At 64.2% G+C, this 24,988-nt stretch carries 27 protein-coding genes and 3 tRNA genes; 13 read left to right on the forward strand and 17 right to left on the reverse strand.

Translation table 11 applies throughout. From position 1 onward, the window contains the following. Positions 1-61: 61 nt before the first annotated feature. Positions 62-265 (reverse strand): cold-shock protein, encoded by a 204-nt coding sequence (locus DVS29_RS05550; RefSeq protein ID WP_118179434.1) that lies wholly within the window; start codon positions 263-265, stop codon positions 62-64. A gap of 424 nt (positions 266-689) precedes the next feature. Between DVS29_RS05550 and DVS29_RS05555 the strand changes: the two genes are divergently transcribed. Both DVS29_RS05555 and DVS29_RS05560 read left to right on the forward strand, forming a co-directional pair. Then, positions 690-908: a hypothetical protein gene (locus DVS29_RS05555; protein ID WP_240655474.1), complete on the forward strand. Its 219-nt coding sequence runs from the start codon at positions 690-692 to the stop codon at positions 906-908. A gap of 558 nt (positions 909-1,466) precedes the next feature. After that, the gene (locus DVS29_RS05560; RefSeq protein WP_118179436.1) at positions 1,467-2,615 is read left to right on the forward strand and encodes a porin; all 1,149 of its coding nucleotides are present in this window, start codon (positions 1,467-1,469) and stop codon (positions 2,613-2,615) included. A 166-nt stretch (positions 2,616-2,781) separates the two neighbouring features. Here the strand turns inward: DVS29_RS05560 and greB are convergent, their stop codons facing one another. Continuing rightward, entirely contained in the window at positions 2,782-3,342 is a 561-nt protein-coding gene (greB, locus tag DVS29_RS05565; RefSeq protein ID WP_118179437.1) for a transcription elongation factor GreB, read from the reverse strand. 146 nt (positions 3,343-3,488) lie between these two features. Here greB and DVS29_RS05570 point away from each other — a divergent pair. Continuing rightward, positions 3,489-3,565: transfer RNA gene (locus DVS29_RS05570), tRNA-Arg, on the forward strand. A gap of 85 nt (positions 3,566-3,650) precedes the next feature. Next, positions 3,651-3,727, forward strand: a tRNA-Arg gene (locus tag DVS29_RS05575). 111 nt (positions 3,728-3,838) lie between these two features. Here the strand turns inward: DVS29_RS05575 and DVS29_RS05580 are convergent. The 4 genes from DVS29_RS05580 to DVS29_RS05595 all read right to left on the reverse strand — a co-directional run bounded on the left by DVS29_RS05580 (position 3,839) and on the right by DVS29_RS05595 (position 8,335). Beyond that, the gene (locus DVS29_RS05580; RefSeq protein ID WP_118179438.1) at positions 3,839-6,214 is read right to left on the reverse strand and encodes a RelA/SpoT family protein; all 2,376 of its coding nucleotides are present in this window, start codon (positions 6,212-6,214) and stop codon (positions 3,839-3,841) included. 174 nt (positions 6,215-6,388) lie between these two features. Next, complete coding sequence (rpoZ, locus tag DVS29_RS05585; RefSeq protein WP_006999799.1) at positions 6,389-6,592, reverse strand: DNA-directed RNA polymerase subunit omega; 204 nt, start codon at positions 6,590-6,592, stop codon at positions 6,389-6,391. Between the two features lie 59 nt (positions 6,593-6,651). Further along, complete coding sequence (gmk, locus tag DVS29_RS05590) at positions 6,652-7,335, reverse strand: guanylate kinase (RefSeq protein WP_118179439.1); 684 nt, start codon at positions 7,333-7,335, stop codon at positions 6,652-6,654. Between the two features lie 76 nt (positions 7,336-7,411). Beyond that, the gene (locus DVS29_RS05595) at positions 7,412-8,335 is read right to left on the reverse strand and encodes a YicC/YloC family endoribonuclease (RefSeq protein ID WP_118179440.1); all 924 of its coding nucleotides are present in this window, start codon (positions 8,333-8,335) and stop codon (positions 7,412-7,414) included. A 261-nt stretch (positions 8,336-8,596) separates the two neighbouring features. Between DVS29_RS05595 and rph the strand changes: the two genes are divergently transcribed. From rph to DVS29_RS05615, 4 genes are all read left to right on the forward strand, one after another. After that, complete coding sequence (gene rph / locus DVS29_RS05600; protein WP_118179441.1) at positions 8,597-9,337, forward strand: ribonuclease PH; 741 nt, start codon at positions 8,597-8,599, stop codon at positions 9,335-9,337. Further along, positions 9,330-9,971, forward strand: coding sequence for an RdgB/HAM1 family non-canonical purine NTP pyrophosphatase (gene rdgB / locus DVS29_RS05605; protein ID WP_118179442.1), 642 nt, complete (start codon positions 9,330-9,332; stop codon positions 9,969-9,971). Before rph ends, rdgB begins: the two co-directional genes overlap by 8 nt. Positions 9,972-9,976: 5 nt before the next feature. Continuing rightward, positions 9,977-11,200: a radical SAM family heme chaperone HemW gene (gene hemW / locus DVS29_RS05610; RefSeq protein ID WP_118179672.1), complete on the forward strand. Its 1,224-nt coding sequence runs from the start codon at positions 9,977-9,979 to the stop codon at positions 11,198-11,200. An 80-nt stretch (positions 11,201-11,280) separates the two neighbouring features. Continuing rightward, a tRNA-Ser gene (locus DVS29_RS05615) sits at positions 11,281-11,370 on the forward strand. Between the two features lie 136 nt (positions 11,371-11,506). Here the strand turns inward: DVS29_RS05615 and DVS29_RS05620 are convergent. Next, entirely contained in the window at positions 11,507-11,779 is a 273-nt protein-coding gene (locus DVS29_RS05620) for a hypothetical protein (RefSeq protein ID WP_240655475.1), read from the reverse strand. Next, positions 11,776-12,189, reverse strand: coding sequence for a hypothetical protein (locus DVS29_RS05625; protein WP_240655476.1), 414 nt, complete (start codon positions 12,187-12,189; stop codon positions 11,776-11,778). The genes DVS29_RS05620 and DVS29_RS05625 overlap by 4 nt, the downstream gene beginning before the upstream one ends. 187 nt (positions 12,190-12,376) lie before the next feature. Here DVS29_RS05625 and DVS29_RS05630 point away from each other — a divergent pair, with 187 nt between their 5' ends. The 4 genes from DVS29_RS05630 (at position 12,377) to DVS29_RS05645 (ending at position 15,374) form a co-directional block, all read left to right on the forward strand. Next, the gene (locus DVS29_RS05630) at positions 12,377-12,592 is read left to right on the forward strand and encodes a hypothetical protein (protein ID WP_118179444.1); all 216 of its coding nucleotides are present in this window, start codon (positions 12,377-12,379) and stop codon (positions 12,590-12,592) included. A 206-nt stretch (positions 12,593-12,798) separates the two neighbouring features. Further along, a complete protein-coding gene (locus tag DVS29_RS05635) occupies positions 12,799-13,236 on the forward strand; it encodes an energy transducer TonB family protein (RefSeq protein ID WP_240655477.1) in 438 nt (145 codons plus the stop codon). A 435-nt stretch (positions 13,237-13,671) separates the two neighbouring features. Next, a complete protein-coding gene (locus tag DVS29_RS05640) occupies positions 13,672-14,982 on the forward strand; it encodes an MFS transporter (protein ID WP_118179446.1) in 1,311 nt (436 codons plus the stop codon). Between the two features lie 212 nt (positions 14,983-15,194). Next, positions 15,195-15,374 carry a hypothetical protein gene (locus tag DVS29_RS05645; RefSeq protein WP_118179447.1) on the forward strand — a complete coding sequence of 60 codons (180 nt, stop codon included), beginning with the start codon at positions 15,195-15,197 and terminating at the stop codon, positions 15,372-15,374. A gap of 56 nt (positions 15,375-15,430) precedes the next feature. Here the strand turns inward: DVS29_RS05645 and DVS29_RS37210 are convergent, their stop codons facing one another. Further along, positions 15,431-15,574 carry a hypothetical protein gene (locus DVS29_RS37210; RefSeq protein ID WP_164707847.1) on the reverse strand — a complete coding sequence of 48 codons (144 nt, stop codon included), beginning with the start codon at positions 15,572-15,574 and terminating at the stop codon, positions 15,431-15,433. Between the two features lie 589 nt (positions 15,575-16,163). After that, positions 16,164-17,213: a lipopolysaccharide heptosyltransferase I gene (gene waaC / locus DVS29_RS05650; protein ID WP_118179448.1), complete on the reverse strand. Its 1,050-nt coding sequence runs from the start codon at positions 17,211-17,213 to the stop codon at positions 16,164-16,166. Positions 17,214-17,469: 256 nt separating this feature from the next. Between waaC and DVS29_RS05655 the strand changes: the two genes are divergently transcribed. Beyond that, positions 17,470-18,855 carry a chloride channel protein gene (locus DVS29_RS05655; RefSeq protein WP_240655478.1) on the forward strand — a complete coding sequence of 462 codons (1,386 nt, stop codon included), beginning with the start codon at positions 17,470-17,472 and terminating at the stop codon, positions 18,853-18,855. Positions 18,856-19,076: 221 nt separating this feature from the next. On the opposite strand, the gene DVS29_RS05660 is transcribed toward DVS29_RS05655, so the two are convergent. The 7 genes from DVS29_RS05660 to DVS29_RS05690 form a co-directional block, all read right to left on the reverse strand. After that, on the reverse strand, positions 19,077-19,394 hold the full coding sequence (locus DVS29_RS05660) for a YXWGXW repeat-containing protein (protein ID WP_118179450.1): 318 nt from the start codon (positions 19,392-19,394) through the stop codon (positions 19,077-19,079). A 244-nt stretch (positions 19,395-19,638) separates the two neighbouring features. Continuing rightward, positions 19,639-19,893 carry a cell division topological specificity factor MinE gene (gene minE / locus DVS29_RS05665; protein ID WP_118179451.1) on the reverse strand — a complete coding sequence of 85 codons (255 nt, stop codon included), beginning with the start codon at positions 19,891-19,893 and terminating at the stop codon, positions 19,639-19,641. 12 nt (positions 19,894-19,905) lie between these two features. Beyond that, entirely contained in the window at positions 19,906-20,721 is an 816-nt protein-coding gene (gene minD / locus DVS29_RS05670; protein WP_118179452.1) for a septum site-determining protein MinD, read from the reverse strand. A 105-nt stretch (positions 20,722-20,826) separates the two neighbouring features. Continuing rightward, positions 20,827-21,669, reverse strand: a complete 843-nt coding sequence (gene minC / locus DVS29_RS05675) for a septum site-determining protein MinC (protein ID WP_118179453.1) — start codon at positions 21,667-21,669, stop codon at positions 20,827-20,829. A 200-nt stretch (positions 21,670-21,869) separates the two neighbouring features. Further along, a complete protein-coding gene (locus tag DVS29_RS05680) occupies positions 21,870-22,403 on the reverse strand; it encodes a GNAT family N-acetyltransferase (RefSeq protein WP_118179454.1) in 534 nt (177 codons plus the stop codon). Between the two features lie 250 nt (positions 22,404-22,653). Then, positions 22,654-23,439, reverse strand: a complete 786-nt coding sequence (gene map / locus DVS29_RS05685) for a type I methionyl aminopeptidase (RefSeq protein ID WP_118179455.1) — start codon at positions 23,437-23,439, stop codon at positions 22,654-22,656. A gap of 131 nt (positions 23,440-23,570) precedes the next feature. After that, on the reverse strand, positions 23,571-24,983 hold the full coding sequence (locus DVS29_RS05690) for an MFS transporter (protein ID WP_118179674.1): 1,413 nt from the start codon (positions 24,981-24,983) through the stop codon (positions 23,571-23,573). Positions 24,984-24,988 lie beyond the last annotated feature (5 nt).

A 24,988-nucleotide genomic window follows, 5' to 3' on the forward strand; every position in this document is an offset into this window, starting at 1 on the left:
CGCATCCGGAGGCTTCTGATGCCGGCAGCGACCGAGCGCCGCCGGATACGCCAGGCGCCGATTACAGCGGCTGGATGTTCGCAGCCTGCTTGCCCTTCGGGCCGGTCTTGACTTCGAACGACACGCGCTGATTTTCCTTCAGCGACTTGAAGCCGTCAGCACGAATTTCCGAAAAATGCGCGAACAGATCGTCGCCGCCAGCGTCGGACGTAATAAAGCCAAAGCCCTTAGCATCGTTGAACCATTTGACGATACCGGTTTCCATGTTCCTGTTTCCTCGAGATTTGAATAAAGCGGGCAATGCCCTCAACGCCGGTGACTAACGTGACTAACGGGTACCGCGAGCGCGAACGGCTGTGATGCCGGGTTCTTGCTGCCATGCCTGTTGGACGAAAATCCAGCCCTGCTTTTATAAGGGCAACGCTCAACGAGCGTCAAGCGAATTTTCCGCGACGCTTTATCATCGCTAACCCTATAAAACGATTGATTCAGCGCGCATTTGATCGAACGCCGATCAAATCGGCATGTTCGTCAAAATGACCGAATATTGAAACGCGTCAAATCCGAAGAAAGGCAAAAATTACTCCATTTGTAACAAAATTTGTCAATCGTAAGTGTTTATCCGGGTTGCTGGCTGACAGCAAGCAAACCAACATGAAAACAGGCACTTGCAATGAATGGAGAACGTCATGCTGAATGCGATCCGGCGCTTTCTCGCGCAATTCCAACCTTCGACCGATCGATCCGACTCCCCCGCCACGCAGTCCATCCAGGATTCGTTCGACGTCACCTGGCACGGCGACCACTGGCAGAATCTGCTCGCGTCGCCGATGGACGCTCGCCACTATGTGATGGAAGACTGGTCGTTCGCACCGTCGCCGGCGTTCGCCGACGATCCGGCACACTAGGATCTGCCGCGCCGCACAATGGCGCGCGGGTCCGCACGGACGCTGGACGAAAAAAAAGCGCGACTGGGAAGTCGCGCCGACAAAGGTTTGGAGATCTTTTTCGTCAACGAAAAAGTCTGCTTCGAAAAGCAGAGATTGCAGTATAACGGCGAGTGCATTTCTCATTACCAACGCAATCCACAATCCTCTATTTCAAGTCCGACAACAATCTTCGCTTTACGATTTTTTACGTTGTTTTTAGCCATCGATTCGTGTAGCGATCGCACAACGCTAACGGGTTGACACCTCTCCCGCCGCTCGAACATTCCCTCGCAAACCCGCTCCAGGCAAGGCCTCCGGCTGCTCAGACAAATCGTTTCCGCAGGCGGAATGATTTATTGCGCGAATCGGAATAGGTCGCGCCGTAACCGATCTTTACACTCTGTTCGTCAGGAAATCAGCGCTGCTGTGTGAATGCGCGCAATTCACGTGAAAAAACGATCTCGCAACGTTTTTCATGCGGAGATTTCCTTCAAGCCTGGGTATACAAGGCCCATCCTGAACTCGGAGTTAGAAAAGATGAAAAAGACTCTTATGGTCGCCGCCCTGTCGGGCGTATTTGCCACGGCCGCTCATGCACAAAGCAGCGTCACGCTGTACGGCCTGATCGACGCCGGCATCACCTACACGAACAACCAGCATGGCCACAGCAACTGGCAGGAAACGACCGGTTCCGTCAACGGCAGCCGTTTCGGCCTGCGCGGTTCTGAAGACCTCGGTGGCGGCCTGAAGGCAATCTTCACGTTGGAAAACGGCTTCGGCATCAACGACGGCACGCTCAAGCAGAACAGCCGCATCTTCGGCCGTCAGGCATTCGTCGGTCTCGCCAGCGACCAGTACGGCGCGGTGACCCTCGGCCGTCAATACGACAGCGTGGTCGACTACCTCGCGCCGCTCGCACTGACGGGCACGCAGTACGGCGGCACGCAGTTCGCCCACCCGTTCGATAACGACAACCTGAACAACTCGTTCCGGATCGACAACTCGATCAAGTACACGAGCGCGAACTACGGCGGCTTCAAGTTCGGCGGCTTGTACGGTTTCTCGAACCAGGCTGACGGCTTCTCGAACAACCGTGCGTACAGCCTCGGCGCGTCGTACAACTACGGCGGCCTGAACGTCGGCGCGGGCTACCTGCAACTGAACAGCAACGGCGCGACGAGCGCGGCTGCGGCGTTCAACTCGGGCGGCGCAGTGTCGGGCGACAACACGTTCTTCGCTGGCCGCCAGCGGACGTTCGGCGCCGGCGCGAACTACGCGTTCGGCCCGGCAACCGTCGGCCTCGTGTACACGCAGACGAACCTGTCGTCGCTGGCTGGTATCGGCGCGGGCGCGTCGGGCCAGACCGGTGGCATCGGCTTCACGGGCGGCCAGGGCGCGCGCTTCCAGAACATCGAAGCAAACGCTCGCTACGCGCTGACGCCGGCACTGAGCATCGCCGGTTCGTACACGTACACGAAGGGCAGCCTGGTCGGTCAGCACGACCACTGGAACCAGTTCAACCTGCAAACGGACTACGCGCTGTCGAAGCGCACCGACGTTTACCTGCAGGGCGAATACCAGCAGGCCAACCAGAACGCGATCGTCGACGCCGACATCAACGGTCTGGCTGCGTCGAACAACAACAAGCAGATTGCTGTGACGGCGGGTCTGCGTCACCGCTTCTAAGACCGCTTCCAAGCTTTAGCGGTAGTTGCAGCATCGGAGAAGGCGCCCTCGCGGCGCCTTTTTCTTTTTGGCGGCTGACGCTGGCAGCGGCGAGCAGGCCGCCGCGACGAACCGCAAGTTGCTGCTGCCCGCGTGCGCAGCCGAGGCGCCGCGGCCCACCGCGTCGCTAGTGCGGCGCCGGATAGTGCACGTCGATGACGTCGATCGGCTCCGGGCCGGCAGGCGTGATGAGCGTGACCTGGTCGCCGATCTTCGCCTTCAGGAGCGCCCGCGCCACCGGCGAGATCCAGCTCACGTGTCCCAGGTCCAGATCGACTTCGTCGACACCGACGATGGTCACCGTGCGGACCTCGCCGTCGTCGCCCGCGTAGTCGACCGTTGCGCCGAAGAACACCTGGTCCGTGTTCTCCTGCCGGCTGCTGTCGACCACCTCGGCCAGATCGAGCCGCTTGGTCAGGAAGCGGATCCGACGGTCGATCTCGCGCAGGCGCCGTTTGCCGTAGATGTAGTCGCCGTTCTCGGAGCGGTCGCCGTTCGAGGCGGCCCACGACACGAGCCGCACGACCTCCGGCCGCTCCGCGTCGATCAGGTTCAGCAGTTCGTCGCGCAAGCGCTTGTGGCCGGCCGGCGTGATGTAGTTCTTCGCGCCCGCGGGAATCTCGGGCTGGGTGGCGTCGAGGTCGTCGTCATCGGCGTCGCTCGACTCTTTGACAAAAGCCTTGTTCATGATGAAGTGTGCGAAAAATCAGGCGGTACAAGGCCGCGCGGCAGCGCGTCCTCCCTGTGAACAAGCATAAACGATCAGGGCTCGACGACAAATCGTAACCGGCTCTTCCCTTTTTTCACGCCTTTGCTATAATCTCACTTCTGCGTGCGGCTGTAGCTCAGTTGGATAGAGTACTTGGCTACGAACCAAGGGGTCGTGGGTTCGAATCCTGCCAGCCGCGCCACTTTTTCGAGGGCCTCCCTCCGGGGAGGCTCTTTCATTTCAGCGGCATTTTCGCTGAATCGGTTTTAGCGGTATCGTCTTAGCGTGCGGCTGTAGCTCAGTTGGATAGAGTACTTGGCTACGAACCAAGGGGTCGTGGGTTCGAATCCTGCCAGCCGCGCCACCAGCAATGCAAAAGGGCCTTCCATCGCGGAAGGCCCTTTTGTTTTTGGCGTCTGCTGTTGGCTGCGGGCAACCGGTCGCATCAAGCTCGATCGGGGCGGGGGCGCCCCGATCAATAATCCGCCCGCTCCCGGTCGATCCGCATCCCGCCATCGTGGCGATGATGCGACTCGTCGCTCGGCCGCTCCCGCGCGATCCGCATCACGTCCGGATTGGTCCGCACCCGGCGCATCACATTGGCCAGATGCACACGGTCGCTGACCTGGATCACGAAGCGCAGGATCGTCGATTCCTGCGACAGGTCTTCGTCCATCGCGATGTGCACGATGTTCGCATCCGCCGACGTGATGTCCGCCGCGACCCGCGCGAACACGCCCTTGGTGTTCTTCACCAGCACCTTCACCGCGACGTCGAACAGCCGTCCAGGCTGCGGCGCCCACGCGACGTCGATCCAGCGGCCCGGATCGCGACGGTGGATGCGCTGCGCGACGCGGCAATCCGTCGTATGGATCGCCATGCCGAGGCCGATACCGATGTAGCCCATGATGTTGTCGCCGGGAATCGGGCGGCAGCAGGCCGACAGCTGCACCGACATACCCTCGGTGCCCGTGATCACGACCGGCGGCGGTGCGACGGCCGGCGCGGCATGCTCGGAGCGCGGCGAGTCGTCGTCGTTCTCGTGACCTTCGCGGCCGCTCATCAGCACCTCGATGCGCTTCGCCATCACCGCGGCGACGCGCCGGCCGAGACCGATGTCCGCGAAAATCTCCTGACGATTCTTGTTGCCCGTCCACTGCACGAGCTTTTCCCATGCTTCCGGCGTCACGTCGGACAGCGACAGCCCATAGCCCTTCAGGCACTGGTCGACGAGCCGCTCGCCCAGCTGCACCGATTCGTTCAGGCGCATCGTCTTCAGGTAGTGGCGAATCGCGGAGCGCGCCTTGCCGGTACGCACGAAGCCGAGCCACGCCGGATTCGGCTTCGAGTACGGCGCCGTGATCACTTCGACGATATCGCCGCTCTTCAGCTCCGTGCGCAGCGGCAGCAGTTCGTTGTTGATTTTCACCGCGACGCACTGGTTGCCCAGGTCGCTGTGGATCGAATACGCGAAATCGAGCGCCGTGGCGCCACGCGGCAGCGCCATGATCTTCGACTTCGGCGTGAACACGTAGACCGCATCCGGGAACAGGTCGATCTTCACGTGCTCGAGGAATTCGCTCGAATCGCCGGCTTCGCTTTGAATATCGAGCAGCGACTTCAGCCACTGGTGCGCGCGCTTCTGCACGTCGTTCAGGTCCGCGCTGCCGTTCTTGTACAGCCAGTGCGCGGCGACGCCCGCTTCGGCGATCTCGTGCATCTTGCGCGTGCGCACCTGAAACTCGACCGGCGCACCGAACGGACCGACGAGCGTGGTGTGCAGCGACTGGTAGCCGTTCACCTTCGGAATCGCGATGTAGTCCTTGAACTTGCCCGGTACCGGCTTGTAGAGCGCATGCAGCGCGCCGATGCAGGTGTAGCACTCGAGCGCGCTTTCCACCACGACGCGAAAACCGTACACGTCCAGCACCTGCGAAAACGACAGCTGCTTGTCGCGCATCTTCTTGTAGATGCTGAAGATCGTCTTCTCGCGGCCGGTGGCCTCGGCGTTGATCTTCGCGTCCGAGATGGCGCGCTGCACCGATTCGGTAATCTTGGTGACCACTTCGCGCCGGTTGCCGCGCGCCGCCTTCACCGCTTTTTCGAGCGTGGCGTAGCGGTGCGGATTGAAGTTCGCGAAGCTCAGGTCCTGCAGCTCGCGATACGTGTTGTTCAGACCTAGCCGGTGTGCGATCGGCGCGTAAATATCCAGCGTTTCGCGCGCAACGCGCCGGCGTTTTTCCGGCGGCACCGCGCCGAGCGTGCGCATGTTGTGCAGCCGGTCGGCGAGCTTGACGAGAATCACGCGCACGTCGCGCGCCATCGCGAGCAGCATCTTGCGGAAGTTTTCCGCCTGCGCTTCCTCGCGGTTGCGAAACTCCATCTTGTCGAGTTTCGACAGACCGTCCACCAGTTCCGCGACCTTCGGGCCGAACCGCTCCGCGAGTTCGGCCTTGGTCACGCCCTGGTCTTCCATCACGTCGTGCAGCAGCGCGGCCATGATGGACTGCGCGTCGAGCTTCCAGCCCGCGCAGATTTCCGCGACGGCGACTGGATGCGTGATGTACGGCTCGCCGCTCTGCCGGTACTGGCCGAGGTGCGCTTCGTCACTGAAGTGAAACGCCGCCTTGACGTCTTTAATCTCGTCGGGCAACAGGTAGCCGGACAGCGCTGCGGTGAGCCCTGCGATGGAGACGACGGAATGCCGGCGCGGCTGCTCCGGCGTGGCGGTGGGCCCGAACAGATGGCGAAACGACTGTTCGAGGACCGCGTCGATGTATTTGCGTGCCGACGACGACTCGGTGTCGTGTTCGGCTTCCGACGTGGTGGTCGGCGACGGTGTGGTGCTCATGTTCGCCTCCCTGTCGGTTGAAAACGCGCCGCCGGAATTGCGGGCGGCGCGGTCTGGATGCAGTTCAAGGTGCCTGCTAAACAGCGTAGGTGATTACGCTGATAACGGTTGTCTGCCCGGGTCAGTTGACGATCGACGATCAGTTGACCGGCAGGTCCGTATCCGTACGGTGCCTCAGACGGGCACCTTCTTCAACATCTCGATCCCGACCTGGCCTGCCGCAATTTCGCGCAGCGCAACGACGGTGGGCTTGTCGCGGCTTTCGATCTTCGGCGTGTGTCCCTGTGCGAGCTGGCGCGCACGATAGGTAGCGGCAAGCGCCAGTTCGAAACGGTTCGGGATCTGTTTCAGGCAGTCTTCGACGGTGATGCGGGCCATGTTGGGAATTCCTTCTCTGTACGTTGCTTATTCTACCTTATGTGCTCGACACGCCGCCTTTACCCGGCGTGCGGCAGATGGATGCCGAGCTGCACGAAAAGCTCGGTATGGCGTGCGTATTGCGACGCGAAGCGCAGACGCGTCGCCATCACCATGCAGCGCAGTTCGGCGAGCGCGCGATCGAAGTTTTCGTTGATCACGACATACTCCGCTTCCGGCGCATGCGCCATCTCGCTGCCCGCTGCGAGCAGACGCCGCGTGATCACGTTCGGCTCATCCTGGCCGCGCTTCTTAAGACGCTCTTCGAGCGCATCGAGCGACGGCGGCAGGATGAAGATCTCGACCGCGTTGCGGAACTGCTTCTTCACCTGCTGCGCGCCCTGCCAGTCGATTTCGAGCAGCACGTCGTGGCCGATCTTCATCTGCTCTTCGATCCACACGCGCGACGTCGCATAGTAGTTGCCATGCACTTCCGCGCTTTCGAGAAACTCCCCGGCCGCGTGGCGCGTGAGGAAATCGTCGACGGAGGTGAAGTGATAGTGCTCGCCGTCGCGCTCCTTCGTACGGGGCGGCCGCGTCGTGTACGAAATCGACAGACGGATCGCCGGGTCTTCGGCGAGCAGCGCGTTCACGAGCGTCGACTTGCCGGCGCCGGACGGGGCGACCACCATGAACAGGTTGCCCGGATAGACGCCCGCGTATGGGTTGCGCGGCGCGCCGCCTTCGCGTGTGTGGTCAGTCATGTTGTGCGTGACTCCAGTTGCTTCGGTTACTGCCATTCTTCAGTCGTTGCTGTTGCTGTAGCGATGACGTTCTACGTTATTCGAGGTTCTGCACCTGCTCGCGCATCTGTTCGATCAGGAGTTTCAGCGTCATCGACGCATCGGCCAGTTCCTTCGCCGCGGCCTTCGAGCCGAGCGTGTTCGCTTCGCGGTTGAGCTCCTGCATCATGAAGTCGAGCCGCTTGCCGACCTTGCCGCCCTTCTCGATCACATGACGCGTTTCGTTCAGGTGCGCGGTGAGACGCGACAGCTCTTCGGCGATGTCGATGCGGATGCCGTACATCGTCACTTCCTGACGGATACGCTCCGCGATCTCTTCGCGCGACACGATCGTCGCGGTCGCATCCGGCGCGGCGATGCCGAGCGCTTCCTGCAGACGTTCGACGATCTTCTGCTGATGCTTCGCGATCAGCTCCGGCACGAGCGGCGTGATCTTCGCGACGATCGTTTCCATCTCGGTTACGTTCGACAGCAGCATCGTCGCGAGCTGCGCGCCTTCGCGCGCGCGCACATCGATCAGATCGCGGATCGCCTGCTTGCCGCAGTCGAGCACTGCGTCGCGCAGCGTTTCCGCCTCGACGCCGCTCTCCGCCAGCACACCCGGCCAGCGCAGGATTTCGCCCGTGCGCAGACGCCCCGCGTCGGGGAATGCGTCGAGCACCGAGCGTTCCAGCACCGCGAGCTGCTCGAGCGCATCGCGGTTCAACGCGCCCGCGTTGGCCGTCTGCTCGCTGCGTTGCAGATTGATGCGGATATCGACCTTGCCACGCGACAGCTTGTTCATCAGCATCTCGCGCAACGTCGGCTCGACGACCCGCACGTCTTCCGGCATGCGGAAGTTCAGGTCGAGGAAGCGCGAGTTCACCGTGCGCAGTTCGACGGAGACACTGACGCCGCCGCTGCCCGATGCCGCCACGAGTTCGCGTGTCGCGCTCGCATAGCCCGTCATGCTGTAGATCATGGTTCGTCTCGAAGGAAGGACCGCGCGGCGCTCGCGCGGCCGGTGGATACGAGGCGCCCGGCGTGTACGAGACGCGGGGCGTAGAGGGCGCATTATCCCACTTTTGACGAAACGGCCCGCCATACGCGGATCGCAGCGCCATGGTGGCATCGGCGCGAGCGTGCACCGGCCGCGAGCGCGACGACGCGCGACCTGAATGCCGTCGGGATCGGCGGTAAAATCGCGGTTTCACACACCACTTTTTTTCGCCGCCCACCCACGATGAACGAACCCATTCAACGCCCGAGCGGCCGCAGCGCCGACGCGCTGCGCGACGTCCGCATCACGCGCCACTACACGAAGCACGCGGAAGGCTCGGTGCTGGTCGAATTCGGCGATACGAAAGTGATCTGCACCGCGAGCATCGCCGAAAGCGTGCCGCCGTTCCTGCGCGATCGCGGCCAGGGCTGGCTCACCGCCGAATACGGAATGCTGCCGCGCGCGACGCACACGCGCAGCGACCGCGAAGCGGCGCGCGGCAAGCAGACCGGACGCACGCAGGAAATCCAGCGCCTGATCGGCCGCGCGCTGCGCTCGGTATTCGACCTCGAAAAGCTCGGCGCGCGCACGCTCAACATCGACTGCGACGTGATCCAGGCCGATGGCGGCACGCGCACCGCGAGCATCACGGGCGCGTTCGTCGCCGCGCACGACGCGGTCGCGAAGCTGCTCGCCACCGGCCGCATCGAGAAGTCGCCGATCAACGACTACGTCGCGGCGGTGTCGGTGGGCGTCTACGAAGGGCTGCCGGTGCTCGACCTCGACTACGCCGAAGACTCGCAGTGCGACACCGACATGAACGTCGTGATGACGGGCGATGGCGGCTTCGTCGAGATTCAGGGCACGGCCGAAGGCGTGCCGTTCACGCGCGACGAAATGGACGCGTTGCTCGATCTCGCGCAAAGCGGCATTCGCACGCTGATCGACAAGCAGAAGGCCGCGCTGGAGATCAAGGGTGACTGATCGTGCTGTCACTGGCTATGACGCCGCCACCGGATTGCGCAAAGTCGTGCTCGCGTCGAACAACGCGGGCAAGCTGCGCGAGTTTGCCGCGCTGCTCGCGGGGCTCGGCATCGAGCTGATTCCGCAAGGCGAGCTTGGCGTGCCGGAAGCGGAAGAACCGTATCCGACCTTCGTCGAAAACGCGCTCACGAAGGCACGTCATGCGTCGAAGCTGACCGGCCTGCCCGCACTCGCCGACGATTCCGGCCTGTGCGTGAAGGCATTGCGCGGCGCGCCCGGCGTCTACTCGGCGCGCTACGCGCAGCTCGCGGGCCGCGAGAAAAGCGATGCGGCGAACAATGCCAGGCTCATCGAAGAACTGGTCGGACACGACGATCGCAGCGCGCACTACTTCTGCGTGCTCGCGCTGGTGCGTCACGCGGACGACCCCGAGCCGCTGATCGCCGAAGGCCGCTGGCATGGCGCGATCGTCGATACGCCGCGCGGCGCGCACGGCTTCGGTTACGACCCGCACTTCTTCGTGCCGGCGCTGAACGCGACCGCGGCCGAACTCGACCCCGCCACCAAGAACGCAACCAGTCATCGCGCGATCGCGATGAAAAAACTGCTCGCGCGTCTGCCGGAGGCTCTGTGATTCCGGTGGTTCCCGTTTCTTCGTCCGGCACGCAAGGCGGCGTGGTCCAGGCGTTCACCGCGCCGGGCCGCATCCGTCTGACCTCGTTGCCGCCGCTCGCGCTGTACGTGCATTTTCCGTGGTGCGTGCGCAAATGTCCGTACTGCGATTTCAACTCGCACGAGTGGAAAGGCGAACGCTTTCCGGAGACGGAATACCTCGACGCGTTGCGCGCCGATCTCGAACGCTCGCTGCCGTTCGTGTGGGGACGCCAGGTGCACACCGTATTCATCGGCGGCGGCACGCCGAGCCTGCTGTCCGCGGCTGGACTCGACCGCCTGCTGTCCGACGTGCGCGCGCTGCTGCCGCTCGACGCCGACGCGGAGATCACGCTCGAAGCGAATCCCGGCACCTTCGAAGCTGCCAAATTCGCGCAGTTTCGCGCGAGCGGCGTGAACCGGTTGTCGGTCGGCATCCAGAGCTTCGACGAACAGCATCTGAAGGCGCTCGGTCGCATTCACGACGCGGCGCAGGCACGGCATGCGGTCGACGTGGCCGCGCGCACCTTCGACAACTTCAATCTCGACCTGATGTTCGCGCTGCCGCAGCAGACGCTGGAAGAATGCCAGTCTGACGTGGAGACCGCACTCGCTTATGCGCCGCCGCATCTGTCGCTGTACCACCTGACGCTCGAACCCAACACGCTGTTCGCGAAGTTTCCGCCGGCGTTGCCCGACGACGATGCGTCCGCCGACATGCAGGAGTGGATTCACGAGCGCACGGCCGCGGCGGGCTATCAGCGCTACGAAGTGTCCGCGTACGCGCAGCCGCATCGGCAGAGCAAACACAACCTCAACTACTGGCGCTTCGGCGACTATCTCGGCATTGGCGCGGGCGCGCATACGAAGCTGTCGTTCCCCGATCGCATCGTGCGGCAGGCGCGCTACAAGCACCCGACGACGTTCATCGAGCAGGCGCTGGCCGGCACGCCGGTCCAGGAAGAGCACGAGGTCGGCACGCGCGATCTGCCGTTCGAATTCATGCTGAACGCGCTGCGGCTCGTGGAAGGATTTCCGGTGCATCGCTTCATCGAACGCACGGGAATGTCGATGACGTCGATCGAGCCGGCATTGCAGGAAGCGGAACGGCGCGGACTGATCGCGCGCGATCATCAACACATCGAGCCGACACCGCTCGGCCAGCGGTTCCTCAACGATCTGCAGGCAATGTTTCTGAAGGACGACGCGTAGCGTACGCGCGCGTTTGCGGATGTGAATGCGATGCGAACGCTGTCGTGAGCATCGCGTTCCAGGGTACAATCTGCGGCCTCGGAGGTGTGGCAGAGTGGTTGAATGCACCGGTCTTGAAAACCGGCGAAGGGGTAACCCTTCCGTGAGTTCGAATCTCACCGCCTCCGCCAGCGCCAGGCGCACGCCTTCCCGAGCGTCCCGTGAATCTGCCACGTAGTCTTTGCGCGGACACGACGGTCTCTCTCGCTCCCTCACCTGATTTCTTCGCCGCCATGCCGTCTGCGGACGCACGGCAAAACGCCCGCGTCACAAAGCGTCTTTCGCGAAGTGACTGCCGACCTGTACCGCGACCACACCGATCGCGATCGCCACGATCGCGCGGCAGAAATAGACCTTGAACGGAAGCGCCTGATCGAACACGTCGAACGCGGCGATGGTGCTGTACAGCCCGAAGCAGATCGAAGCGATCCCCACCACGAAGAGCAATGCGACGAGCGTCCCGCTACGCGCACGCGTAGCAGTTGCGCGCGTGGCGTCAATGGCGGCGTCGCCATCGTCCGACGGTCGCGAACGGCTCATGCCGTCAACCGGTGAATGGCCGTCGGTGCGTTTGGACCGTTGGGCGCTGTGTCGGCGCCGCCTCCCACCGCGACGAACTGCGCCATCAGACAAAGCATGAAACACAGAACCATCAGGCAGCGTCCGGTGGAGAAGAAAGCGCTCTTGCCGGGCACCACAAAATTGACCACACCGACGCGCGCCACGACGCCTTGTGCAACGACCGTCTTCGCAGTGGGGGCACGCAATGCGTCCGGCGCCCCCTGGATGAAGCGTGCAACCGCCAGCGTGCCGACGAACGCGCAGCCCACGTGCGCGGCGATCATCCAGTCCGGCTGAGGCACCGCGAACACCAGCAGTTTCAGATTGAGCCACCAAACGATGAGCGCCAGCACAGCGCTCACGCCGCTCGCGAGCAGCCAGGATTTCATTCGATCGCTCATCGTGGAGTCGGAAAGATCTTCGCGGAAAGGGAAGAGGCAACCGTGATATCGGGCGGCCGCGAAAAATCTTGACCTGCAACCAGCGTATTCCACAGCATTGCTGCGCCACAACACAATGCTAGGTATAAACCCTAGTTTGCGGTACAATATCACAAGTTATTGGAAAATATTACCGATGCCTTACCGTTACCAAATCGCTGAAAGGTTCGCGTTTGCCTTCGTGGTGCTGTCCGCCGTGATGTGCTCCACGTACATCGCTTTCGAAACGTCGCCGGATTTCCGTTCGGATCTGCAGGTTGGCAAGGAACTCGTCGTGAAGAGCGGCCAGTACTCCACGTACGCCTGCGCAACGATGCCGGACGACCCCTGCACGCAGCTGACCGCGCAATAACCGCAGCAACCCGCAAACGCGCGAAGCAAGCCGCATCGAATCGCCGCACAGGGACGCTGCGGATTGATTCTCTACATCTTTGAGCTAGCATTAAAAGACGTTTCGCATCAGGGCTTCGTCCGATGCTCACTCGCGTGCGTCATTGCCTCACCGCCGTCCGTCCGGACCTCGTCCGCGCCGCTGTTTTCCTGCGCGCAGCCGCTTGCATGGGCATGGTTGCCGTATCGGCCTGCACGTTCACGCCGCCTACCCGCCCCACGCTGATGATTCCGCCCGCCGCGATCAACAGCGCGACGCTCGACCAGTATCGTGACGCGGTCGCAAAACGCATCGCCGAGCGCAACCCGTCCTACGTACTGCACGGCACGCCGCAGGCAATGCTGCGCTCGCTCGTTGTGGTGTCGTTCACCGTCGATCGGGAAGGACGCATCCTCGCGTCGTCGGTCTACCGAACGAATGGCGACGATGAAGCCGAGAGCACTGCTCTCGCCACATTGCGTCGCGCGGCGCCGTTGCCGCAACCGCCGACGAAGCTGCTCGACGCGCGCGGCCGTCTCGAGCTGATGGAAGACTGGCTCTTCAACGACGACGGCAAGTTCCAGCTCCGCGAACTCGCGTCGCCGCAGTCGCAAACCATCGACTGAGCCACGCGCCACGTCCCGCGCACGAGACGCGAAAGACGCGCAAGCCGCCCGACAGTCCGCTTGCCGCGCTTTGTAAGCAGTCGCTATAATTTCCCGCCTACCCCACGCCACCCGGTCCGGCATGTCGCGCGCCTCTACCCGGCGCGCTGCCCGGCCGCCGGTCTGTCGCCGCGCTGCTCTCACCCGGAAACGCGCGACGCATTCCTGATCGCATCGAATGCTGACGCACACGAACCCGCACTCATCGAAGGCACGGGAATCCGCGCGCCGCCAGCACCGGCAGCCGATGTAAGCTGTCGAACGATGTTCCGCGCAACAGGCAGCATTCACGCAGAATTGGCGTCAGCTCACGCCCGCTGCTGCACAGCATCCGCCGCTCGAATACAAGGCGCGGTCGCGTCACGACCGCCGCGCCAGTGACAACTGGAGACCCGCATGTCCACTTCGCCGCTGTCCACGGCCGAATCCCCCGATGCCGCCGCGCGCAACCGCCCCGCGCGCGTCATCTTCGCGAGCTTCATCGGCACCGCGATCGAGTTCTACGATTTCTATGTGTACGCGACCGCCGCCGCGCTCGCGATCGGCCCGGTGTTCTTCCCGCACGGTTCGGCTACTGCGCAGGCGCTGTCGGCGTTCGTCACGTTCGGCATCGCGTTCGTCGCGCGACCGATCGGCTCGTTCCTGTTCGGGCACTTCGGCGACCGCATCGGCCGCAAGTCGACGCTCGTCGCGTCACTGCTGGTGATGGGTCTGTCGACGACGCTGATCGGCTTCGTCCCCGGCTACGACGCGATCGGCAGCATCGCGCCGATCCTGCTGTGCGTGCTGCGCTTCGGCCAGGGCATCGGCCTGGGCGGCGAATGGGGCGGCGCGGCATTGCTCGCGACGGAAAACGCGCCGGCCGGCAAGCGCGGCTGGTTCGGCATGTTCCCGCAACTGGGACCGTCGATCGGCTTTCTCGCGTCCAACGGGCTGTTCTTCGGGCTCGCGGTGTCGCTGTCGGACCCGCAGTTCCGCAGCTGGGGCTGGCGCATTCCGTTCATCGTCAGCGCGGTGCTGGTCGCGCTCGGACTCTACGTACGGCTGAAGATCGCGGAAACGCCCGCGTTCAAGGCGGCCATCGAACGCCAGGAGCGCGTGCGCGTGCCGGTCGCGACGCTGCTCGGCCATCACGCGTGGCCGATGGTGCTCGGCGCGCTCGCGATGGTCGTGTGCTACACGCTGTTCTACATCTCGACGGTGTTCTCGCTGTCGTATGGGGTCGGCACGCTGCACATCCCGCGCCAGACCTTCCTCGGCATGCTGTGCGTCGCCGTGCTGTTCATGGCGCTCGCCACGCCGATCTCCGCGTGGGCCAGCGACCGCTTCGGCCGCAAGCCGGTGCTGATCGTGAGCATCATCGCGGCGATCCTGTCCGGGTTCCTGATGGCGCCACTGCTCGGCAGCGGCCAGCTGCCGCTCGTGCAGCTGTTCCTGATCATCGAGCTGTTCCTGATGGGCGCGACCTTCGCGCCGATGGGCGCGCTGCTGCCCGAACTCTTCCCGACCAACGTCCGCTATACCGGCGCCGGCGTCGCGTACAACCTGGGCGGCATTCTCGGCGCGTCGGTGGCGCCGTATATCGCGCAGGTGCTCGCGTCACAGGGCGGGTTGTCGTGGGTGGGCGGGTATGTTTCCGTAGCCGCCGCAGTCAGTCTGTTCGGCGTGCTATGCATGCGCGAGACGCGCGACGCCCGCCTGATGTAAGCGGAGCGTCAGCCTGAAGATGAAGAGCGGGCCGTGCGAGCGTACGGCCCGTTTTGCATTTCGACCCCGCACGGCTCCGATGACCGCGGCTCGCCCTTGCCTCCACTACCCTCGCGTTTCTCCTGGATTCGCCAGACATTTTGGCTTGCCTATACTCGAATCAACGGTTGCCGCTACGGCCCCGCTTGCATCGAGAGACGGAGGGACTGCCCATGAACGTGCAGATCGGCAATGCAGACATCGTGGTGATCATCGCGCTCGCGCTGCTCGGATCGCTGCTGCTCGCGCTGCGCTTCAAGCCCGCGACCTGGCGAGGCATTGTGCTCGAGGCGCTGGCGGCGAACGCCGCGGCAATCGCCGCGGTCGTCGCATTCGAGATGATGGTGTCCTGAATGACGGCATGCAGCGCGTCGCGCGCCTGCGTGCCGCCTTACGCCGCTGAAAGGCTTCAGCGATAGTAGTAGCCGCCGCCGTAGTAGTGCGGATGGTAGTAGCCGCCACCGTAGTAACCCGGCGCCGGCGCTATCACGCATCCTCCGAGCATCGACGCGAGGAGCGCCCCTGCGATCACAGCCAACGTCAGTCGTTTCACATCGTTCTCCTGTCGAATGATCCGGGTCATCCGGCGCGCTGCTTCGCGCGTCGTTTCCGGCTACGTTCATTGGACATGAGCGGCCCGCCCGTGGGCGTTGCAATGTGTAAGCATCGGTTCCGGGCACGTTACACGCGTTGGCCGGCGAGCCCGTCTGGATGCGGAGAAACGTGGTGCGGCGGGGCGCGCTGCGACGTTCGCGCGCCGGCACCCCAACGAACGGCGACAGTTTTAACAGCCGTGTAATGCAGTGTCAGCGACAGCGTCGGCGCGAGACCACAAATTTCGACGTCAATTTCGTCTCGAAATTGAACTCCCCGTGTGCTGCACGGTCTGTCGTTGTAATTGCAGTCGTTTTGCTCTGCATACCTTCCTCTCGGCCCGTGTTGCTTTGGCACGGGTGCTTCGAGGCGCATCGCCGGGCCGCCCGCCAACAGCGTCCCGTGCGTCGCGCCTCTTTCTTTTGGTGCGGCGAGAACACAGCAAGCACCCGCTGTTCCCGCCCGACTTACAGCTCGAAATACGGCTCACATAGCCGAAGCAAAACGCGCCGCCGACGCGCATAGTCAACCCGCGCTCAAGCAACCCCTCAGGCCGCCGCGTGAGCCGAAGCCACGCGCGCGCCTTGCGCGACAGCGGGAACCACCGGCTGCGCGACGGCTGGAGCGGCCGGCGCCGTGGAATGCACGTAGTCGATCGCGCCGATCACGTCGGCGACCGAAGGCGGCCGATGATCGTCACCGATCGACAGCGACCGGTACGGCGCGCGAATGCCGAGGTGCGCGGCCGAGGTCGCGGTGAAGATCATCACGGTGCGCTTCTGCAGCGCGTGCGCGAGGTGGACAAAGCCGGTGTCCGTGCCGACCACCAGCGACGACTCCTCGATCACCTGCGCCACCTCGGTCACGCTGAGCCGCGGCAGCACGGTCGCAATGGGCAGTCCGGCCGCGATCTCGTTCGCGGCGCGACGCTCGGCATCGGAGCCCCATGGCAGCGCCACATGGAACCCGCGCGCCGTCAGTTCGCGACCCACTTCGATCCAGTGCGACACCGGCCACTTCTTGTCGTCCTTCGACGTGGCGTGGAAGAACAGCGCCACCGGCGCACCGAGCGAGTCGACCCAGCGCCGCTGCGCGGGCGGAATCGTGAGGTGGTAGTCGGGTGTGGGGTCTAGCGGATAGCCGAGCTTGTCGCTGACGCTCACGCGCATGCCATGCCACGCATCGCAATCGGGCCGCGGACCGAAGCGGTCCGAATACGCGAAAGCGGCGCCGCGCTCGCCCAGGTCCTGCGCGAGATAGCCGACACGCCGGCGCGCCCGCGCGATGAACGCGATGATCGCGCTCTTGTAGACGCCGTGAATATCGAGCACGAGATCGTAGCGATGCTCGCGCAGTTCGGCGATCGACGCCCAGATCGCCTTCAGGTCCGCCCAGTGCCGCGCCTTCTTGAAGCGACGCAGCGGCGCGTACAGCACGCGCTCGACACCCTGGTTCCAGTGCACGACCTCGGCGAATGCCTCGTCGGCCGCCCAGTCGATCACGACGCCGGGAAACGCGCGACGCAGATCGGCCACGACCGGCTGTGCCTGGATGATGTCGCCCAGCGACGTGACCTTGATGATGAGAATCCGCTTCATTGCCGGCTCGTCATAAAAGTTCGCAATCGTTTGGCCGCCCCGCGGAAGTGCGGGTTAACCAAAAGCGTCACATTTTCTCCCTTTACCGGCAATCGTATGTAACGAAAGATTACAACGGATGTCACAAACGGGCCGGAGCCTTTGCGGCACTGGATTTGCTGGCGATTTGCGCGGAGCCCGAGGGTCGCGCGGGACGGTTCGTTATAATTGCCCTTTTGCCGCATCTAAAAATTCCATGACCAGCACCCGGACACCGATGGCCTACGCATTCACCCGGCGGGCTCGGCGTCTGTGGCGCCAGTACGGCGTGTTCTGGCTCGGCGCGATCGCGGTCGGCCTGATCGCAGTGCTGTACGCGCGCCTGATCGACTGGGGCTACAACACGTTCCGCGAACTCCAGCAGCAGCACGTGTGGCTTCCGCTCATCCTGACGCCGGCGGTCGCGGCGGCCTCGGTCTGGCTCACGCGCAAGTTCTTCAGAGGCGCCGAAGGCAGCGGCATTCCGCAGGTGATCGCCACGCTGCACGGCGCGCCGTCCGAATCCGGCAGCCGCCTGCTAACTCTGCGAATTCTCTTTGGCAAGATCGCGGTCTCGTTTCTCGGTATCCTGGGCGGCTTCACGATGGGCCGCGAAGGACCGACCGTGCAGGTCGGCGCCGCGCTGATGTTCAACCTGCGCCGGCTCTACCCGCGCTCCAATGCGGTGATCGCCCGGCAACTGGTGCTCGCAGGCGCGGCGGCAGGGCTGTCCGCGGCGTTCAACACGCCGCTCGCCGGCATCGTGTTCGCGATCGAGGAATTGACGCGCAGCTTCGAAGCGCGCGCGAGCGGCGTGCTGATCACCGCGATCATCATCGCCGGCGTGGTCGCGCTCGGCATCAACGGCAACTACACGTACTTCGGCACGATCCAGGTCGGCACGCACTTCCCCAACGTGATGGCACTGGCGGTCGTCGTGACCGGCATCGTCACCGGCATCGCGGGCGGCGTGTTCTGCTGGCTGCTGCTCAACACCGGGCGCTGGATACCGGCGCCGCTGCGCGCACTGCACAGCGGCCGGCCGGTAGTGTTCGGCGCGCTGTGCGGTCTCGTCATCGCGGTAATCGGACTGGTCTCGGGCGGCACGACCTTCGGCAGCGGCTACGCGGAAGCGCGCGGGTTGCTGTACGGCACCGAGCATCTGTCGGTCGCGTATCCGTTCCTGAAAATGGCGTCGATGGTCGGCTCGTATTTGCCGGGCATTCCCGGCGGCATCTTCGCACCGTCGCTATCGATCGGCGCGGGCTTCGGCAATGTGCTGCACATGGTGTTCTCGAACATGCAGCTGCCGATGCTGATCGCGCTCGCGATGGTCGGCTACATGGCCGCCGTCACGCAGGCACCGATCACGTCATTCGTGATCGTGATGGAGATGATCAACGGCCACGCGCTCGTGATCTCGCTGATGGCGACGGCGCTCGTGGCAAGCCGCGTGTCGCGCCTCTTCGCGCCGCCGCTCTACGAAGCGCTGTCCGAGCGCTATGCGGCGCCGCATCCGCACCCGCCGTCCGAACCGGCGCCTGAAGTGCCCGAAGCACTCGAAGACGCCGCGCCGCATGACGAAGCACGCGACGCGCCGCGCACCGACACGGCCAGTCAGTAAACGACGACCGGCGCGCGCACCACCACCGGACGCGCCGGCACGACGACGCAACCCGCGAGCGCAATCGCGACGAGCGCAATGGCCAGCAACGTTCTCTTCATGGAAATCTCCGTGAGCGGCACGACAGGCCAGGCGCCGTCGCTGCCGCGGATGCATGCAACCCGTCCTGCGAACGGGCTGCCGCGTTCGACGATCAGGCCATCAGGCCGTCAAGCCATCAATCAGGCAGCCCAGTGGCCTTCGACCCAACGCCAGTTCGGGCCATGCTGGATCCAGTGACCCGGCACCCAGTGATAGCCCACGCGCTCGACCTGCCAGTGGCCCGTCACCCACACGTACTGGCCGTGATCCCAGCGCCAGTGACCCTTGTCCCACACGTAGCCCGCGCGAGCTGCAGGCACCGCCTCGTAGCGCACGGCGGGCGGCGGCGCGCTCGGTTCGACGACGATCACTTCGGCAGCCGTGGCCGACGCGACGGCGAATGCGCCGGCAGCGATCAGGGCGAGTTGTGCAATGCGCATCCGGATAATCTGGTTCATCGTTTTTCTCCGTTCAGTAACCCCAGGACTTCAACGCCATCGGTGGCGCTGACCGTTCAATGCGCGAGCCCTCGATCCCGCTGACAGCGCACGTGTTACCGGCCCGCCTGATTTGCAACGGGAAATTTCGTACGGACGTGGGGAGAACGAAGCGAGCGGGAACAGGCGGGGACCGCGAACGCGGCCTCGCCTGGAGAGATAGTCGGAGGAGAGAGAAGAACCGGCTGGGGCGGCCGGCAGTGCGTCAGGTCTGCGGGATCTCGATCTTGACTTCGAGCACTTCAAGATCGTCCTGACGCTCGAGACTCACGCGTATGTCGTCGTCGGAGATCTTCACGTACTTCGAAATCACGGCGACGAGTTCGCGCTGCAACGCCGGCAGATAATCGGCCGGCGCCTTTCCGCCAGCGCGCTCGTGAGCGATGATCAACTGCAGGCGTTCCTTCGCTACCGACGCGGACTTCTTCTTCTCGCCCAGCAAAAACGAAAGAATCGACATTGTTGCGCCCCCTTACTTGGTGCCGAAGAGGCGCTGGAGGAGGCCAGGCTTCTGGTAGTCGGTGAAGCGCAGCGGCTTCTCTTCGCCGAGGAAGCGCGACACCACGTCCTTGTACGCTTCGGCGACGTCGGTTCCGTCGAGGTGCACGGCCGGCAGACCCTGGTTCGATGCGTGCAGCACCGCTTCCGATTCCGGAATCACGCCAATCAGATCGATGCGCAGGATTTCGGAGATGTCGGTCAGCGACAGCATTTCGCCTTCGCTCACGCGCTTCGGGTTGTAGCGGGTGATCAGCAGGTGCTCCTTGATCGGATCCTTGCTCTCGATCGCGCGCTTCGTCTTCGACGACAGGATGCCGAGAATACGGTCCGAGTCGCGCACCGACGACACTTCCGGGTTCGTCACGATCAGCGCTTCGTCGGCGAAGTACATCGCGAGCAGCGCGCCCGATTCGATACCCGCCGGCGAATCGCAGACGATGTATTCGAAGTCCATCGCGATCAGGTCGTTGATGACCTTCTCGACACCTTCCTGCGTGAGCGCGTCTTTATCGCGCGTCTGCGAGGCCGGCAGGATGAACAGGTTCTCGCACTTCTTGTCCTTGATGAGCGCCTGGTTCAGGTTCGCTTCGCCATGGATCACGTTGATCAGGTCGTACACGACGCGGCGCTCGCAGCCCATGATGAGGTCGAGATTGCGCAGGCCGACGTCGAAGTCGATGACTGCCGTCTTGTGGCCGCGCAATGCGATGCCCGACGCGAAGCTCGCGCTCGTGGTCGTCTTGCCGACGCCACCCTTGCCCGAAGTCACCACAATGATTTTTGCCATTAGCCTTACCTTGCGTTCGTCAGATTCGTCTATTTATCAGGTGAGTCGAGGTTCGTCGACCGGTGCGGCCCGCGCGATGCATGCCGCGACGCGCCGCGGCCCGCGTCAGGTGAGCCGCAACGGTTCGATCATCAGCTTTTCCTCGTCGAGCCAGATCTGCACCGGCTTGCCCTGCACGTCGGCAGGCAGCGGGTTTTCGGTCGTGCGGTAGATGCCCGCGATCGAGATCAGCTCGGCTTCGAGACGCGTGCAGAAAATGCGCGCGTCGTGATTGCCGTGCACGCCGGCGAGTGCCCGGCCGCGCAGCGGCGCGTAAATATGGATGTTGCCTTCGGCGATCACCTCGGCGCCGTTGCTCACGAGACCGAGCACGACGAGATCGCCCTTCGCGTAGACGCGCTGCCCCGAACGCAGCGGACGCTCGACGATGAGCGTCTGCGGCGCCGAATCGGTGCGCGCTGCTTCCGGTTGCGGAATGCCATTGGGGTCTGCCGCTTGTGCTGCCTGCGCACCGTTGGGCTGCGCAGCCGCGACCGCGGATGCCGCAGCGGCGGCCGTGTCTGCCGCGGCCGGGCCGGATGCCTGCACCGCCGCGTCGCCCGCTTCTTCCGCAGCCGCTTTGCCGCCGACGCGGCGATCGCGCGCTTCGAGCAGCGGCAATGCGCCTTCGGCCGCCCACGTCTGCGACGGCTCGGCGACGACGCCGATCGGGCGCATCCGCACGCTGTCGAGCAGCGCCGCGAGCTCGGCGAGCGGCACGCGCTCGTCAGCCGCAAGCCGGCGCACGTCGATCGCAACGACGTCGTTCGCGAAGAATTCCGGGGTCGCCTCGAAGCGCCGGGTCAGCTCGACACGCATCGCTTCGAGGTCGGTCGTCTTGACCACGAACAGCAGCGTGTCGACCACGCCGCTGCGCAGTTCGAAAAATGGCGATTTCTTGGGCGACATAGCGTTCGGCAAAAAATTTTGCGTATTTTACAGGCGTACACGCGTGCAGCCAGGCTTTTTCTGCGGAAAGCCGCTCGCGACGACACGGCGCCGTGTTAGCGGCAACGGGCACTGCGGAGAGTAGAGAACGGCGGCAGGGAGCTTGAAGTAGCGACAGGCAGGCGGAGATGACCCGGAGTTGACCGATAGCCGCCGGTACATCAGGGCGCGGCCAGATACTGCTGTTGCGCGACGTGGCGCACGAGCAGCGACTCCCATTGGTCGGGCGCGCGCGTGCTGCGGGTATGTTCGCCGGTGGGGCCGAAACCGAGCGCTTCGTAGAAGCGCATCGCGGTACGGTTGGCGTCCGCGATCCACGCGTAGACCTCGGTCGCGCCGCCATCCGAGAGCCAGTCGCCCGCGGTGTTGACGAGCAGTTCGCCGCCGCGCAGATGACGCACGGCCGGCGCCACCCACAGTTCGCTGACGAACGCGCGGCGCGCCGCCGAGTCGTCGAAGCACGCGCCGATCAGACCCGCCGGATGTCCTTCGGTGTAGAGGATGAACGACGCGATGTCGCGCGACGTAGCATGTTTTCGCGCGGTGTCGTCATAGGTCGATGCGTCGGCCGCCAGTGCATCGTCGAGCGTCTCGCCGAACGCATAAGGCGCTTCGCGCAGCGACGCCGTGCGAAGCTCCCGGAACACTGCGCCCTCTTCAGCGGCAATGCGGCGAACGGTCAATGACGGATTCATGCGAACGAAAGCCTCTTTGTTTCCTAACACGTAGCTTTAACCGAACCGGCGTGCGAGTCAAATCCTTAATTGCAGGATACGGACCGTACAACGCGCACGCGCGGCCTTCATGCTTTCGGCCTTGACAAAGGCACGAAACAGCCGTTGCCGCGCTCAAGAATGCGACAACACCATTGCTGCTTTGCCGCATAAAGCGCGCCACGCGTTAGGGCTATGACACGCACCGCACGCTACACGCGCACCAGATGCATCAAGGCGCTTCGTAAGAACCGGTGCCGTCCGGCCAGGGCGTGAGCACTTCGTAGCCGTCGTCGGTCACGGCGAGCATGTGCTCCCACTGCGCCGACAGTGAGCGGTCTTTCGTGACCACCGTCCAGCCGTCGCGCTGCACCGAGGTGCCCGCGCGGCCCGCGTTGATCATCGGCTCGATCGTGAAGACCATGCCCGGCTTCAGGCGCAGGCCTTGCCCCGGCTGGCCGTAGTGCAGCACCTGCGGTTCTTCGTGATAGACCTTGCCGATGCCGTGACCGCAGTAGTCGCGCACGATCGAGAAGCCGTCGCGCTGCGCGGTCTTCTGGATCGCGTGGCCGATGTCGCCGAGCGTCGCGCCCGGCTTCACCTGGCGGATGCCGGCCAGCATCGCTTCGTACGTCGTATCGATCAGCTGCAACGCGACCGGGCTCGGCTTGCCGACCACGTACATGCGGCTCGTGTCGCCGAAGTAGCCGTTCTTGATCACGGCCACGTCGATGTTGATGATATCGCCGTCTTTCAGCACCTCGTTGCGGTTCGGAATGCCGTGGCAGACCACCGAATTCACCGACGTGCAGACGGTTTTCGGAAAGCCGAGATAGCCGACGTTCGCGGCAATCGCGCGCTGCTTGTTGACGATGAAGTCGTTGCAGATCGCGTCGAGGTCTTCGGTCGATGCCCCCGCCTGCACGTGTTCGCCGATCATCGCGAGCACGTCGGCGGCAAGACGTCCGGCGACGCGCAACGCAGCGACATCGTCCGGCGATTTGAAGGTAATGGCCATGATGAGGAGTTCCGGGCTGCTGGCCGCCGCGCCATGCGCCGGCGCGAGACACGCGCGGCGGACCGGCGGCCGTCGATGGGGGCATTGTACAGAGGATGGCGCGTCCCTCGCCGCGGAACGGGCCGTCGCCGCTAGCGATGCAACTGTCCGGCCGCGATGTCTTCGAGCGAACGGCCGCGCGTCGGCACGCCCATCAGCACGACCGCGAGCGCGCCGATCAGCAGCACCGTGGTGGTCGCGCCGAATACACCGGCGAAGCCCGCAACCGGATACACGTAGCCGACGAGAATCGGCGCCGCGATCGCGCCCAGCCGTCCGATCGACGACGCGAGACCGGCGCCGGTGGTACGCACGTCGGTCGGAAACACTTCCGGCGTGTACGCATAGACGCCCGCATAGGTGCCGTTCATGAAGAACGACAGCAGCACGCCCGCGATCATGATGCCGGCGTCGCTGCGCGTCAGCGCAAGACCGAGCGCGGACACGCCGCCTAGCACCATGTAGGCCGCGATCGTCGCCTGCCGGCCAATTCGTTCGTTCAGCCAGGCACCCGAAAAGTAGCCGGGAATCTGCGCGAGATAGATCACGAGCGAATACGAAAAGCTGCGCGTGATCGTCATGCCGTTCTGCACGAGCAGGCCCGGAATCCACGTGAAGAACGCGTAGTAGCTGAACGTGATCGACAGCCACATCAGCCAGGTCATCGCCGTCACGCGTGCGAGGCTGCGCGACCACAACGCCTTCACGTTCGCGACGACCGATGCGCGGTTCGTCGCCACCGGCACGCTGGGCGGCACCACGTCCGCGTCGGGCAACGCTTCGAGTTGCACGCCTTCCGCGCGCAGTTCGGCTTCAGCGTGCGCGACGATCGCTTCGGCTTCCGCGTGCCGGCCGCGCGCTTCGAGCCAGCGCGGCGATTCCGGCAGCGCGCGGCGCCACCACAGCAGCATCACGATCGGCAACGCGGTGATCACCATCACGACGCGCCATGCGGACGGCGCGACCGGAATCACGAGGTAGCCGAGCAGCGCGGCCGCGACGAAGCCGAAAGAGAAGAAGCCCGCGAGACTGCCGGTGAACGCGCCCCGGTAGCGGCGCGCGACGAACTCGGAAAGGAACGGCGCGACGATCGCGCTTTCCGCGCCGGTGCCGAGCCCGGCGACGATGCGCGTGGCGAGGAAGAACGGCCAGTCGTGCGCGGTCGCGCTCGCGAGCGACGCGATGCAATAGATCACGAGCGCAACCATCATCACCCGCCGCCGCCCGATCAGATCGCCGAGCACGCCGGCAAGCATCGCTCCGACGAAGTAGCCCATGAAGGTGCCGCTGCCCAGCACGCCCGTCTGCACGCTCGACAGCGACCACTGCGTGCGCAGCACCGGGAGCAGGAACGCGAGCACGGCGGCGTCCATCGCATCGAACGTGTAGCCGAGGCCGCCCATCAGCAGCAGGCGGCGGTGATAGCGAGAGAACGGCATTCGCTCGATGCGCGCGGCGATCGACGACGTGGCAATACCGGACGACTGCGACGATGGCTGCGACATGAACA

This window comes from Paraburkholderia phosphatilytica, from assembly GCF_003443895.1.
GTDB lineage: Bacteria > Pseudomonadota > Gammaproteobacteria > Burkholderiales > Burkholderiaceae > Paraburkholderia > Paraburkholderia phosphatilytica.

Coding starts and splice junctions, on each gene's coding strand:
- DVS29_RS05555 (WP_240655474.1), top strand. CDS start 690: ATGCTGAATGCGATCCGGCGCTTTCTCGCGCAATTCCAACCTTCGACC.
- DVS29_RS05630 (WP_118179444.1), top strand. CDS start 12,377: ATGCCTTACCGTTACCAAATCGCTGAAAGGTTCGCGTTTGCCTTCGTG.
- greB (WP_118179437.1), bottom strand. CDS start 3,342: ATGAACAAGGCTTTTGTCAAAGAGTCGAGCGACGCCGATGACGACGAC.
- minD (WP_118179452.1), bottom strand. CDS start 20,721: ATGGCAAAAATCATTGTGGTGACTTCGGGCAAGGGTGGCGTCGGCAAG.
- DVS29_RS05595 (WP_118179440.1), bottom strand. CDS start 8,335: ATGATCTACAGCATGACGGGCTATGCGAGCGCGACACGCGAACTCGTG.
- minE (WP_118179451.1), bottom strand. CDS start 19,893: ATGTCGATTCTTTCGTTTTTGCTGGGCGAGAAGAAGAAGTCCGCGTCG.
- DVS29_RS05680 (WP_118179454.1), bottom strand. CDS start 22,403: ATGAATCCGTCATTGACCGTTCGCCGCATTGCCGCTGAAGAGGGCGCA.
- DVS29_RS05655 (WP_240655478.1), top strand. CDS start 17,470: ATGGCCTACGCATTCACCCGGCGGGCTCGGCGTCTGTGGCGCCAGTAC.
- DVS29_RS05580 (WP_118179438.1), bottom strand. CDS start 6,214: ATGAGCACCACACCGTCGCCGACCACCACGTCGGAAGCCGAACACGAC.
- DVS29_RS05645 (WP_118179447.1), top strand. CDS start 15,195: ATGAACGTGCAGATCGGCAATGCAGACATCGTGGTGATCATCGCGCTC.
- rpoZ (WP_006999799.1), bottom strand. CDS start 6,592: ATGGCCCGCATCACCGTCGAAGACTGCCTGAAACAGATCCCGAACCGT.
- DVS29_RS05690 (WP_118179674.1), bottom strand. CDS start 24,983: ATGTCGCAGCCATCGTCGCAGTCGTCCGGTATTGCCACGTCGTCGATC.
- rph (WP_118179441.1), top strand. CDS start 8,597: ATGAACGAACCCATTCAACGCCCGAGCGGCCGCAGCGCCGACGCGCTG.
- DVS29_RS05625 (WP_240655476.1), bottom strand. CDS start 12,189: ATGAAATCCTGGCTGCTCGCGAGCGGCGTGAGCGCTGTGCTGGCGCTC.
- DVS29_RS05550 (WP_118179434.1), bottom strand. CDS start 265: ATGGAAACCGGTATCGTCAAATGGTTCAACGATGCTAAGGGCTTTGGC.
- DVS29_RS05635 (WP_240655477.1), top strand. CDS start 12,799: ATGGGCATGGTTGCCGTATCGGCCTGCACGTTCACGCCGCCTACCCGC.
- DVS29_RS05660 (WP_118179450.1), bottom strand. CDS start 19,394: ATGAACCAGATTATCCGGATGCGCATTGCACAACTCGCCCTGATCGCT.
- gmk (WP_118179439.1), bottom strand. CDS start 7,335: ATGACTGACCACACACGCGAAGGCGGCGCGCCGCGCAACCCATACGCG.
- waaC (WP_118179448.1), bottom strand. CDS start 17,213: ATGAAGCGGATTCTCATCATCAAGGTCACGTCGCTGGGCGACATCATC.
- map (WP_118179455.1), bottom strand. CDS start 23,439: ATGGCCATTACCTTCAAATCGCCGGACGATGTCGCTGCGTTGCGCGTC.
- DVS29_RS05620 (WP_240655475.1), bottom strand. CDS start 11,779: ATGAGCCGTTCGCGACCGTCGGACGATGGCGACGCCGCCATTGACGCC.
- minC (WP_118179453.1), bottom strand. CDS start 21,669: ATGTCGCCCAAGAAATCGCCATTTTTCGAACTGCGCAGCGGCGTGGTC.
- DVS29_RS05560 (WP_118179436.1), top strand. CDS start 1,467: ATGAAAAAGACTCTTATGGTCGCCGCCCTGTCGGGCGTATTTGCCACG.
- DVS29_RS05640 (WP_118179446.1), top strand. CDS start 13,672: ATGTCCACTTCGCCGCTGTCCACGGCCGAATCCCCCGATGCCGCCGCG.